The organism is Shewanella sp. UCD-KL12 (genome assembly GCF_001957125.1).
Classification (GTDB): domain Bacteria; phylum Pseudomonadota; class Gammaproteobacteria; order Enterobacterales; family Shewanellaceae; genus Shewanella.
The window spans coordinates 15,899-27,907 of sequence record NZ_MPHJ01000010.1 but is presented as its reverse complement, the minus strand read 5'-3'; the positions used below and the strand labels follow the sequence as shown (position 1 = coordinate 27,907).

Genomic DNA, 12,009 nt, shown 5'->3' with positions numbered 1-12,009 from the left:
GGTGCTTGATTAGTTTTTTGCGTTGTAGTCGAAGGTGATCTCTTGATTTTGATTGAAAACCGTACAAGTACCGTGCTCTCTTTGAGTACGAATAAATGCGTTACCGATATGGATCTCTACGTTAGCAAAAATATGTTTATTGGCTTCTATTCGGTTATCTTGATAATAACCTTCGATCTCCTGCTTGATGAACTCAAACTCAGCTTCCTCTTTTGCTTGCTCATCTGCCATCTTCTGTTTCTGCTCAAGCATCATTTTGACCTGCTCGACCATCATTTCATCACCTTGCCACTCGCTTTTTGGTGGCAGCTTTTTCAGGCGCGCTGCAAGCTCAAGTTTTGCTACTACCATCTCCTTAATGCTTTGATCGAGTTCCTTAAGGTTTTGCTTCAGATCACTTTGCTTCATCGCGCAAAATACTTCGGTCTTAGTACCAGCCGTAGCACCAATGACAACGGCTTTCAGCCCTTTATCCGCTTTTACAATGCCGCCGACAAGATCGCCGCGTCGGCCATTTGCATCACTTACAGTGAGTTTTTGCTTAGTTTTGCTATAGCTGTGCAATAACTGTTTAGTGACTAATATTTCACCTTGGGCATCAAGATCTGAGTATTGGATAAATTGAGCACATATCTGGCCGTTGGCTTTAATCTTGGTTGAGAGCTCTTTCTCTTTGAGCTGCCTACCGATAATCCCTTTGCTGACTATGACATCACCTTCGGCGATCAGACTTGATGAATCCACAAAGCCCATAACAGTAATGTCGCCAGTGCTTTTTACTACCATGCCTTCATGGACGTCGCCGGTGATCAAAATACTGCCTTTAAAGTCGACATTGCCATAACCGACATCAACATCTTTAATGTTCAGCACATCATCAACTTTCATTCCTGACTTAGTTTCAACTGGCTGGCCGGCAACAGAGGCGATTAAATGATTTGGATTGCTTGGGTCTATCTCTGTGCCGTCACCAGGCGTCAGAGCAATGTCTTTTCCTGGAGTGGGTTCGAGCACCTCTCCATGTATGTTGTAACCTTTTGAGCCTGACGTCGAAGGATGTTTAATTACCAGAAGATCTTTTGGTTTGACCATGATGACCGCACCTAAGTTACGCATATCTACTGTGCCATCTTCTCTTTGTTGCGGCTGTAGTAATCGCTCTCTGGCTAAGGGGACTTTACGCTCAATTCTAGCATTAACGCCATTGATTGAGGCTTTTCCTGTGGCAATGACACTCTTGCAAGTCTTTCCAGGCTGAAGTTCAGTTAGTTGTTTCAAGAGAGTCTGAATTTTAACTTTGCTCAACCCCATGCCAACATTATTGGTTTTTAGCGACTTAAGAATGTCTTGAATCGTTACCTCTTCACCGCCCCAAGCTGCTGTAAGTTGCATTTGAGCACTCATTTTGTCTTCACTAATTTCTACTTCTATCTGTCCGTTTCGGCGCTCGGCAATCTGGAAAAACTGTTCAAACTGGCCATCGTCTTGACCACAAAGCTGATTGACTTGAATAACCGCTTTTTGGATGTTGCCTTCTAATGGATAAAGGCTATCGAAATCAGGAAGTGCGAGCAGAGAATAGATGGCTTCCTCGGTGAGAGGGCCGTGAGTGTTGGGGGTGACCTTGAATTCCGCAAAGGCATTATCAACACTTAGTTCTATGAGTTCGGGCGATAGCATAGTCAATTCCGATATAATGATTAATTATTATTTTTTATTATCTCTTTACTACCATCTGAGTATAACAGCATAAAGTTTGGGCTATGAAGCCCTAACTGAGTGAAAGTTGAATGTAGATTAATAAGAATGGGAGAAATTTGATTTTGAGCAAAAAAATAGCACCATTGAGAGTGTTCAATAGTGCTATTTAACAGGCGTTTGTTATTAATTACTTATTGAAAATATTAGAATAAACTTTGTATTTGTTATTTTCTGCCGTGACGTTAACTTGTCCGAAATATGTATCAATTGTGTCACTGTAGGGAAGGTGTCTGTTAGCGACTATGTGCCAAACACCGGCTCTTTTTAGTTTTTTTACACTATCGCTTACAAAATTCTTAGCAATGTCGGTCGTACTCTTCAATCCATCATGGAAAGGCGGGTTGGAAATGATGCCATTAAAGGAGCCCTTGGTTTGAGCAAGCCCATCAGATGGATACGTTAACCCATTAAAGTCATTAGCTTTCAGAGTGAGCTCACACGATGCAATTGCCATAGCGTTGATATCTACACACTCGACCTGCAGTTGCGGCTGGGCTTTTAGCAGTGCGGCAGCAATAACGCCTGCACCGCAGCCAAAATCTAGTACTCTTCCTTGCATTGTTGGCAGGTTTGAGAGTAGTAGCTTAGTGCCTTCATCGAGTTTCTTTTCGCTAAAGACTCCGACTAAGTTACAGATGGTGACTTCCCCTTGTGGGGTTTTTAATTGGTATTGGCTGACCCAGTCATTAAGTTCTATTTTGGGAGCTTGCTCTTTTAGCTCTGTCTGATAGAGCAGGCAGTGCCTAGCATTATCCTGCTTGAAAGGCGCGTCAAAATAATGAGGGACTTGCTTAACCAGAGATCTTATTCCTCCCTTATTTTCACCTACAACAAGCAGTTGCCCACCAGGTTTCAAATGCTGACCTGCCAAGTTAATCAGGTATGCGGCAAGTGCTTTTGCTTTTGGGTAATAGATGATTGCTGTATCAAAAAGCATTTCATTGGGGAGGCAATGGCCAAAAAATAGCGATAAGTTCTGGCTAGTGTCATCGCTCATGGTCAAATGATGATGATAGTCCAGTGCTAGCCCCGTCACTTTAGCGGCAGTTTTTAAAAGCGTCTTTGGCAGTTGATCATCTTCGTAGTTGATCACCAATACATTTTTGTTTTCGACGAGCTCGCTATTTCTAAGAATGACTTGAGATGGATTAGTTAACACAATGGCCACAGTTGGTAAGTTTCATTGCCATTATATCTTAAAGCTAAATCACAGTGAATTGTGTTTATGCATACATATTCCAAGCAGCTTTTTAGAAACAACATTACAAATAATCACTTGTCTCTTAGGTCGCTGATAAGTGAGATTTATGAAAATTATTGAATTCGTTTTCATGTGTAAATAGCTGCAAAATTTTATTAAAAATTGAGCGACGTATGAATTCTTTGCCTAAGCTGTAGATACGTGAGGTTTAAGTATCCGCTGAAGTTGCTGTGAAGCTACATAGCTAAATATGACTGGTTATGTGTGGATAAAGGATAGTAAGGAGACTGGTTAATGCGCCTCTTGGCCACATGGATGTTATTACTAACCCTTTTTTGTGCTCAGTCGACCGCTGCACAGGTCATTGTGAATGATTCAGCCAATGGCTTTCCATTGCCTGCTCAGGAGTTGCGGCTGATATTTTCAATGCAAAAAGTCTATTGGCCCGATGGACAAAAAATTCAAGTCTTTATCTTATCTCCTAACTCAGAAACGCATAAAGATTTCTGCTTTCAACAACTTGATATGATGCCTTATATGCTGCAACGGAGGTGGGATCGCCTGGTTTTCTCAGGGACTGGAGAGCGCCCAATAATCTTAACTAGTGAAGCGGAGATGCAAGATCGGATATCTAAAACACCTGGTTCGATAGGTTATATAGCGGATTCAATTAAGAATGACGATTTCACTATGACATGGAGTGTTTATGAAGCTGATCGTTAAATATATCTTTTACATGTCTCTCTTTACCTTCTCTTTTCTACTCAATGCGTCTGAATGGCAATTTAATGGTTTTGTTGGCCAGGGCTACATTACAGCTGATGATACCGAGTTTATTGTTGGTGAAGATGGCAGCACTTTTGATATTACCGAAGCGGCATTTGCGGTTTCCTGGAAGCCCATTACAAACTTCAGGTTTGCTAGTGCACTTAGCTTTAGGCAGTGGGGGACGCTTGCCGATGCAGGCGTAGATTTTGATTATCTATTTGCCGAATATAGCTTTCAAGTGGGAGAGGGCACTGTTGGGCTAAGAGCGGGCCGATTTAAGAACGAAACGGGGTTTTACTCTAGTACCCGAGATGTCCCCTTTACTAGACCTAGCATTATGTTACCGCAATCTATCTATAGCGATTATTTTAGGGACGCTCAACTTCATATTGAGGGAGGGGATCTGTTTGGTATGCATCAGATCTTAAATGGTGCTTTGGATTGGCATATATCTGTCGGTAAGGTTCATGTTACTGAGGATTTAGATCGCAATGTTATGGGTGATGAAGATATTGGTGAGTTTGATTCAGAGCAATATTATTCCGCCGATCTTGAATTTCAAAATGACTATCTAAGATTAGGGGCGACTTACTATGATGCTGAGGTTAGCTATATGCCTGTGGCGGATAGCTATTATTTTCCTGGCAATATTAGATTAAAGAACTGGGTATTCTCTGGTCAATACAGATATATGAATTTTGAACTGACAGGAGAGTACATGGCTGGTGATAGGCTCGTTAATGGACTGGTTTTCCCACCAATGGCCAATGAGCTCATTGAAACAGGCGTTGGCTATTATCTTGACCTTAGAGCATACCTACCCCATGAAGTAGAGATTTTTGTACGGTTCGATAAGCATATAGATAATAGTGATGATCCTGATGGAAAGTATTATGAGGCCACAACAGGTTTCCCTGCTTACTTTGGTTATACCAATGACTGGACGTTTGGAGCAAGATGGTTCTTGAATAATGACTGGTTACTTGCGGCAGAATACCATCAAGTTGAAGGTGCTTCTTGGGTGACGCCCATTGTCGCACCTGATCCCACAACGCAATCAAAGTATTGGTCTATGTTTGCACTACAGCTTTCATACCGGTTCCAGTGGTGATCATATGACTACTCCTCAAGGCCGTACTTTCTTTATTAGCCTTAAATGGAAACTGCTTATCGCTGTGCTCATTATGCTAACTATTTTGGGAGGCATACTGGGGGGATTTGCCTATAGGCAGCTGATTAATCAGCAAGGGTATCTGCTTGACTCTCAACGCGAAGAGTTGGCTCAAAACCTAAAAACGTCAATATCGCTCAGTGTCGATCATTCATTGTCAGCGGCTCAGCAGATTGCCTTACTGGTTGATTCTGGCGAGCAAAATGTTATTGGTTATCAGGCTATGCTGCAGAACCATTGGCCAGATCTGCAGTTGTTCTGGGAGCTCGATAGATTAAGCCTGCTCTCTCTTTCTGGAGCGCTTTTAGCTCATGCGGGTAATCGTGTGGATAGAGATGATGAACTTTGGTTTGAGCAGGTCAGTGATAGTTTACAGCCCCATTGGCGTATTGTCTGTCAGCAGGACTGTTCTATTCAGGTGTTGGTTCCGAGTCTATTACAAGGAGAGCCCCACTTTCTCTTTCTGGAGTCAGGACTAACAGGTATCTTGGCAAGGTTTAGGATCAATGAGACTTTTGAGTTAGCCGTTTTAGGGCCGAGGATCCATGCTAGTGACAATATAAGTTATTGGGGGAGAGAGGTTTACAGCATAAGCAATAGGCGCACTACCCTCTATCAGTTAGAGCAGGCTGCTGGGCAGTTTACTTGGGAGCATATAGAAAATAATGGCGGAGTTTATGAGGTTGGTGGTGAACATTCAGCACTTTGGATTTTTCCTCTGGCTGAGGGGGAGGCACCGCCCGCCATTTTAGTGATCAATAATATTGATGACTGGCAATCGCTTCTCAATGAGTTTCAAGAGAGCATGTTAGGCACTCTGCTATTTAGTTTATTGCTTTCGGGCTGCTTAGTGATTCTCGCGGCGTGGGCGCCTGTTGTTAGCCTAAGTCGCCACGCCACTCTATTACCTAAGCTTGCGGACCATGATTTTGCAGCCTTAAAAGAGTTATCTCCCAGAAGAGAGTCGTTTGTTGTCGATGAGGTCGACCTTATCAATATTGCAACACACCAACTTGCTGACAAAATGCAAAATCTAGAGTTAGAAGTTGATGAATACACGGCTGAATTAGAGCGTTTGGCCATGCTAGATAGTTTAACTGGCTTGCCTAATAAAGCCATGCTCATTCATGAACTGCAGAAAACCATTGCTTGTGTTGGTCGGATCCATGACAAGGTTGCTTTGATGTTTCTTGATCTCGATGAGTTTAAGCGTATCAATGACACCTTAGGTCACACTCAGGGAGATGAGCTATTAAAGATAGTTTCTCACCGATTGAATCATAGTGTTAGGGCTATGGATACTGTGTTTAGACAGGGGGGAGATGAATTTCTTATTCTATTAAGGGGGATCCGTTCTGAGGAAGACGTTCGTAAAGTCATACATAAAATATTCTCTTCACTGCAACAGCCTGTGGTATTGGGTCATCATAAGTTGATTGTTACCACCAGTATCGGCGTAGCTTATTGTGAAAGCAGTAATGTCAGGGCTGAAGAGTTAATTAAATATGCCGATCTTGCCATGTATCAGGCAAAAGATGCTGGGCGAAGTAACTATCGTGTATTTACCGAAGAGATGCTGCAAAAAGCGAATAACCGTATGATGATTGAGCAAGATATAGGTAAGGCAATTGAGGAGAAACAGTTATCACTTTCTTTGCAGCCTATTGTGGCTTTAGCCGATGGCAAAGTGAAAGGGTTTGAAGCATTAATTCGGTGGCACCATCCAGAACTTGGCCTGATCATGCCAGGGAACTTCATTCCCGATATTGAAAATAGTGAAGCCATCATTCAGGTGGGTAACTATGTTCTGGAAGAGGGGGGATCAATCTTATCTCGGCTAATAGAGCAGGGCTGGGGTGAGCTTTATCTTGCGGTGAACTTATCGGCTAAACACTACTTAGATCCTGGTTTAATTGAATTGGTTCAACATATTCTATCTAAGTACAATATTCCCCCACAAAGCCTACTTTTAGAGGTGACCGAGGAGAGTGTTATTGAGCAGGTAGACTTGGCGATGTCGGCAATGAAGGAGTTGAAAAAGCTTGGAGTAAGAATAGCTATCGATGACTTTGGGACTGGGTATTCATCCTTGAGTTACTTGAAACAGTTACCATTTGATGTGTTGAAGATAGATCGCTGCTTTACCTCTGGCGTACTTGATAATAGCGTCGATACCCATATTGTGACCACAGTAATAGACTTGGCTCATAATTTAGGGCGCACTGTCGTGGCTGAGGGGATTGAAACCGCAGAGCAGTGTGAGTTTCTTGCTGAGGCTAATTGTGAGTTGGCCCAAGGTTACCTGTTTTCTAAGCCATTGGAGGAGAGGAAAGCCTTTAGGATCCTTAATGAGATCGAAGGTAATGGGGTTTGGCCCGTAGAGTCACTTCCCCAGCTTGCTAAGCTGGGGAGCTAAAAACTATGTGGTTAGTGCTTTTGTTTAGGCAATAAGCTGATGAGCTTAGCGGCGATATCGGTATTGTCCTGATAGCCTGAAAACAAGCTCGAAGCTGGACCTGTGGCAAAGACCTGCACGTCAACTCCTGTGTGTCCGCCCGTAGTCCAACCTGTATTGGAATGGCGATCGATAAGCAGCTTTATTGCTGTGGTCATCACCTCTTTTCCTTGCATTCTAGCAGTAGAAAGTTGAATCACATCTTGCTCATTAGGTACGAAGCCTAAGCTTAGGGTAACGCGAGCAAGCCAGTCTCCGTCTTTGAGAGCATCATTGGCAATAAAATCAGGGCTTGCTTTTATACCTCTGAGAATACTCGTATCCCACTTATATTCATCATTGGCACCTATGCTCAAACCACCTGTATTATGGTCGGCGGTAACGACCATCAAGGTGTCGTTATTTTGTCTGATAAATTGCTCAACCACTTCGATGGCATTGGCAAACTCCTCCATCTCTCCCATCGCTGTGGCAATATCATTATTGTGTCCTGCCCAGTCAATTAAGCTGCCTTCAACCAATAAAACGAACCCTTTCTCATTTTGTGATAGTAGCTCCAAAGCTTTGGCGGTCATTTTACTAAGTTTATTACTCTCTTTATCATCTATAGCCCAAGGGAGCTGCACATCAGCAAATAGGCCTATGACTTTACCTTGATTGACTGAATCAAGCTGGCTAAAGTCTGCAAGATATTGATAGCCTTTGGCCTCAAATTTCTCGATTAAACTGGCTGGGAAGTATCTTTGTCCCCCACCTAGCATGACATCAGCATCAGTACTTAAATAGCTAATGGCTAACTCGTCATAGTTTCTGCGGCTCTCGTTATGGCTGAGAAATGCAGCTGGCGTGGCGTGGTTTATCTGTGATGTTACAGCAACACCTGTAGCAAGACCGCGAGCCTTAGCTTTTTCCATTATGGTTTCAATAGGCTGTTTATTAACATCGACAGAGATTGCGCCATTGTATGATTTAACGCCTGTGGCTAATGCCGTTGCCGAGGCCGCTGAATCAGTGACATAACCACTGACGCGAGCCGGGTAGGTACTAGAAGTGCCAACTAGAAGGCGATCGAATACGGTCTGTTCAATCTCTTGTGTATCTGGGTTGTCTTTAAAGTAGCGGTAGGCACTGGTGTAAGCCGGCCCCATACCATCGCCTATCATTATCACAATATTTTTGGGAACGCTTGGAGCATCTCCAAGCATAGTGTGAACTGGCGTGTCAGTGTTGGCTGAAACACTGATGCTGGCCAATAACGCTATGCCAGATAATACACAAGATCTTAAGAAGATAAATTTTTGCCTAGCGCCCATTGCTAATATCCTAGCTTGCTCAAATATGTAAATTGACCGAGTGCGATTAACGCATCGGTCATCTCGTTACTGTCTAGCTGGTTTTGATTCGTGCTTCGATAGCGTCCATTAGCATACCAGTAATATCTACGTCATAAGCGCCTTGAATCTCTTTGATACAGGTTGGGCTAGTGACGTTTATTTCGGTTAGCTTGTCGCCAATGACATCGAGGCCGACAAAGATAAGGCCACGTTTTTTAAGCTCTGGACCTAATGTGCGGGCAATATGCCAGTCACTTTCAGATAACGGCTGAGCGACGCCTCGGCCACCTGCGGCCAAGTTACCTCGTGTTTCACCATTTTGAGGAATACGGGCTAAAGAGTAAGGAACAGGCTCTCCATCAACCACTAATATGCGCTTGTCGCCAGAGGTGATATCAGGGATAAAGGCTTGGATCATCGCATATTGCTGACCATGGTTAGTTAACGTTTCAATGATCACACCTAAGTTAGGATCGTTCTTTTTAACTCGGAAGATAGAGCTTCCACCCATGCCATCTAATGGCTTAAGAATAATATCGCCTTTCTCTTTGTAGAAGCTGCGGATCCTAGCTTCATCTCTCGTGACGATTGTCTCCGGGGTGAACTCTGAGAACCAAGCTGTAAACAATTTTTCGTTAGCATCACGTAAGCTTTGAGGTTTGTTGACGATTAGCACGCCTTCCTCTTCGGCACGTTCAAGCATGTAAGTGGCATAGATAAATTCAGTGTCAAAAGGGGGATCTTTACGCATTAAGACCACATCAAGATCTGCCATCGGTGTGTCAACCGCATCGCCTAACTCAAACCAGTCCTGTGGATCTTCTTTGACTGAAAGTGCTCTCATGTTCGCCATCGCTTTACCATTTACCATGGCAAGGTCTTGCATCTCCATGTAGAAAAGCTCATATCCACGGCTTTGTGCAGCAAGAAGCATGGCGAAACTAGAGTCTTTTTTGATGTTAATATCGCTGATTGGATCCATTACTATGCCGAGCTTGATCATCTGTTTGTTTCCTTTATTCACCATCTTTAGATGGGGCAATTGAATTTTGTGTTGAGCTTAAAATAAATTCAGGCCATAGCCTTTTGCTAGAACCTAGCGCTATAAATCACCAAACTTTAGCTGCAGTGCACTGATCGCTGTTAATGCTGCAGTTTCTGTTCTAAGTACTCTAGGGCCAAGTAAAACATCAGTAAATTCATCTTGCTCAGTCTTACTTATTTCTGTTTCTGACAAGCCGCCTTCAGGACCGATTAATAGCCTGACTTTAGGTACCTTGAGAGATAATCCACCGATCCCGTGAGATGCTCTCGGGTGCAGGTTTAATTTGAGTGCATCGGTTTGTTCACTGCACCAAGCTTCTAATGACATCGCTGGGCGGATCTCTGGAACATGACTTCGGCCCGACTGCTCACAGGCTGCAATGACAATTTTTTGCCATTGATGAATCTTCTTCTCTAAACGTTCACCAGACAATTTAACACCACAGCGTTCTGAAAAGAGTGGGGTTATGGTGTTGACGCCTAATTCAACGGATTTCTGGATGGTGAAGTCCATGCGGTCACCACGGGAGATCACTTGACCTAAGTGGATATGCAGTGGAGACTCACTGTTATTGGCATTCGAAGATAAGACCTTAACAGAGACATTTTTCTTACTCGCAGAGATAATCTCTGTTTGGAAATCTTCATTACCACCATTAAATAGGCAGATCTGTTCACCAGGCGCCATACGTAATACACGGCCAACGTGAGAGGCTGCTTCGTCATCGAGTGCTAGGCTTTCACCAACCGTTAATGGTGAATTTTGATAAATTCTTGGGATTCTCATCTCTATCTACTCTGCTATTTGACTGTTAACGGCGATTGAGTCGCATTGGTTTTTTACAAAAGGGTTATGATTTCCCTGCGTATCAGCGATCGCCTGATCTCTCTTACACTCGATAGTATCAACTGGATAGGTTTTATCCCATGCATTGAATAGTTTTAATTGGCTTTTTGCTATTTTAAAGCCATATGTTTTTTGCATATACAGGTAAGTTCGCGCGATACGACCTCTAGTGTAACTCGGTGGCTCGACCTTTCGTGATTTAAAATCAACAACCATAGCGCACTGGCCATATTGTGCAGGCTTTGCATTCCACTGACTGAAACGGTAGTTACTGCGATCGCCATTCACTTCACCTACTGCAGGTACAAGATTGTGTAGATCGGATTCCATCTTTTTAAATACTTGATCGCTTTTGCCACAATTCTTACGTCCGCCCTCTTGCCAGCATTGTCTTTGGTGGCCTAACTCCCAGGCTGGAACAATGTGTTCCCACTCGATTCTGCTGGCACGCTTTTGTTGCTTTCTCACTTGGTAACCGCAGCTTTGCAGATCTGGGTTCCACTTCTTACCCTCTATATTGATGTCACAGCCGCAATAGAAGCTCGTTTTAGGCAAGTTATCACTATAGATTTTTTTTGCTAGTCGCTTGGCCTGACTAAAACTGGTGGAGTGAGAGGGAGATGCAAATGCTGCTGATGATAAAAGAAGACTAAACGCTAAACCTATAAAGGCAGCATTGAGTGTTAATAAAGGTTTCAATGTGGTTCCCTAAAGTTGGGCTAAATAGGCATTACCCATAAAATATGATTGGCAAGACTCATGTCTGCTCTTTGGCGGGATTTTACTGGATGAGTGGGAATAGAAGCAAGAGGTTGGCCAAAGTAAGCACCCCATTAAGATCTTAAGCGCGTTTTAACGCCTGCTTACAACGTCTACAGCGGTATTGGGTTTCACCACGGACAACTTTGTTATGGCGGCGAATGCTCAGCGGCACGCTGCCACAGCCACATAAATACTCGAAGGTTCGCCCAGCCACAGATTGAGTGTTTAGCGAGTGAGTTGTTGCTGGCTGAAGTTGATAGATATTTATCATTAAAGCCTGCCACTCTTTACCATGGGGCTTAACTTTTCCAAATAGTTGATATGCGAGTAGGTGGCAGATCTCATGGGGAATAACTTGATCGATAAATGCTTGGTGATTTTCTGCAAGCAATGTGGCGTTAAACCTAAGTAGATTAAGCTGTAAATGGGCTGTACCTGCACTTTTCCCCCTGAGCGTAAACTTTATCTCAGGTCGTGCAAAAGTCTTACTTAGGTAGGCTTCTGCTTGTCGGTAGCACTCTAAGACCTGTTGAGCGACCTGTTGATGACGTTCATTCTCAAACTCATAATGAACGTCTTCTAGTTCAAGCTCACTGGCTGTTTTAGCATGTGTTGTTTTGAACAGTTTAAACATAATATTTTTGAAAGTGGTTCACACTTGCCATT

Annotated in this window: 10 protein-coding genes; 3 read left to right on the top strand and 7 right to left on the bottom strand. The window is 43.3% G+C overall.

Going from position 1 to position 12,009, the window contains the following annotated elements; all coding sequences use genetic code 11:
- Positions 1 to 9: 9 nt before the first annotated feature.
- Together BM736_RS16775 and BM736_RS16770 are read right to left on the bottom strand one after the other, a co-directional pair.
- Entirely contained in the window at positions 10 to 1,680 is a 1,671-nt protein-coding gene (locus BM736_RS16775; protein WP_076414278.1) for a DUF342 domain-containing protein, read from the bottom strand.
- Between the two features lie 208 nt (positions 1,681 to 1,888).
- Positions 1,889 to 2,920, bottom strand: a complete 1,032-nt coding sequence (locus BM736_RS16770; protein ID WP_076414443.1) for a methyltransferase — start codon at positions 2,918 to 2,920, stop codon at positions 1,889 to 1,891.
- Positions 2,921 to 3,256: 336 nt separating this feature from the next.
- On the opposite strand from BM736_RS16770, the gene BM736_RS16765 reads away from it, so the two are divergent.
- The 3 genes from BM736_RS16765 to BM736_RS16755 are packed head-to-tail and all read left to right on the top strand — an operon-like array spanning position 3,257 to position 7,317.
- Positions 3,257 to 3,685, top strand: a complete 429-nt coding sequence (locus BM736_RS16765; RefSeq protein WP_076414276.1) for a hypothetical protein — start codon at positions 3,257 to 3,259, stop codon at positions 3,683 to 3,685.
- Positions 3,669 to 4,841 (top strand): hypothetical protein, encoded by a 1,173-nt coding sequence (locus BM736_RS16760; protein WP_076414274.1) that lies wholly within the window; start codon positions 3,669 to 3,671, stop codon positions 4,839 to 4,841. Before BM736_RS16765 ends, BM736_RS16760 begins: the two co-directional genes overlap by 17 nt.
- A 4-nt stretch (positions 4,842 to 4,845) precedes the next feature.
- Positions 4,846 to 7,317: a bifunctional diguanylate cyclase/phosphodiesterase gene (locus tag BM736_RS16755; protein ID WP_076414272.1), complete on the top strand. Its 2,472-nt coding sequence runs from the start codon at positions 4,846 to 4,848 to the stop codon at positions 7,315 to 7,317.
- Between the two features lie 11 nt (positions 7,318 to 7,328).
- On the opposite strand, the gene BM736_RS16750 is transcribed toward BM736_RS16755, so the two are convergent.
- From BM736_RS16750 to BM736_RS16730, 5 genes are all read right to left on the bottom strand, one after another.
- A complete protein-coding gene (locus BM736_RS16750; RefSeq protein WP_076414270.1) occupies positions 7,329 to 8,669 on the bottom strand; it encodes an alkaline phosphatase in 1,341 nt (446 codons plus the stop codon).
- Positions 8,670 to 8,742: 73 nt separating this feature from the next.
- Entirely contained in the window at positions 8,743 to 9,693 is a 951-nt protein-coding gene (gene gshB, locus BM736_RS16745; protein ID WP_076414268.1) for a glutathione synthase, read from the bottom strand.
- Positions 9,694 to 9,792: 99 nt separating this feature from the next.
- Positions 9,793 to 10,521 carry a 16S rRNA (uracil(1498)-N(3))-methyltransferase gene (gene rsmE, locus BM736_RS16740; protein WP_076414267.1) on the bottom strand — a complete coding sequence of 243 codons (729 nt, stop codon included), beginning with the start codon at positions 10,519 to 10,521 and terminating at the stop codon, positions 9,793 to 9,795.
- Positions 10,522 to 10,527: 6 nt separating this feature from the next.
- Entirely contained in the window at positions 10,528 to 11,280 is a 753-nt protein-coding gene (locus BM736_RS16735; protein WP_076414265.1) for an endonuclease, read from the bottom strand.
- A gap of 142 nt (positions 11,281 to 11,422) precedes the next feature.
- The gene (locus BM736_RS16730) at positions 11,423 to 11,977 is read right to left on the bottom strand and encodes a SprT family zinc-dependent metalloprotease (RefSeq protein WP_076414263.1); all 555 of its coding nucleotides are present in this window, start codon (positions 11,975 to 11,977) and stop codon (positions 11,423 to 11,425) included.
- Positions 11,978 to 12,009 lie beyond the last annotated feature (32 nt).

Coding starts and splice junctions, on each gene's coding strand:
- BM736_RS16775 (WP_076414278.1), bottom strand. CDS start 1,680: ATGCTATCGCCCGAACTCATAGAACTAAGTGTTGATAATGCCTTTGCG.
- BM736_RS16765 (WP_076414276.1), top strand. CDS start 3,257: ATGCGCCTCTTGGCCACATGGATGTTATTACTAACCCTTTTTTGTGCT.
- BM736_RS16760 (WP_076414274.1), top strand. CDS start 3,669: ATGAAGCTGATCGTTAAATATATCTTTTACATGTCTCTCTTTACCTTC.
- gshB (WP_076414268.1), bottom strand. CDS start 9,693: ATGATCAAGCTCGGCATAGTAATGGATCCAATCAGCGATATTAACATC.
- BM736_RS16730 (WP_076414263.1), bottom strand. CDS start 11,977: ATGTTTAAACTGTTCAAAACAACACATGCTAAAACAGCCAGTGAGCTT.
- rsmE (WP_076414267.1), bottom strand. CDS start 10,521: ATGAGAATCCCAAGAATTTATCAAAATTCACCATTAACGGTTGGTGAA.
- BM736_RS16750 (WP_076414270.1), bottom strand. CDS start 8,669: ATGGGCGCTAGGCAAAAATTTATCTTCTTAAGATCTTGTGTATTATCT.
- BM736_RS16755 (WP_076414272.1), top strand. CDS start 4,846: ATGACTACTCCTCAAGGCCGTACTTTCTTTATTAGCCTTAAATGGAAA.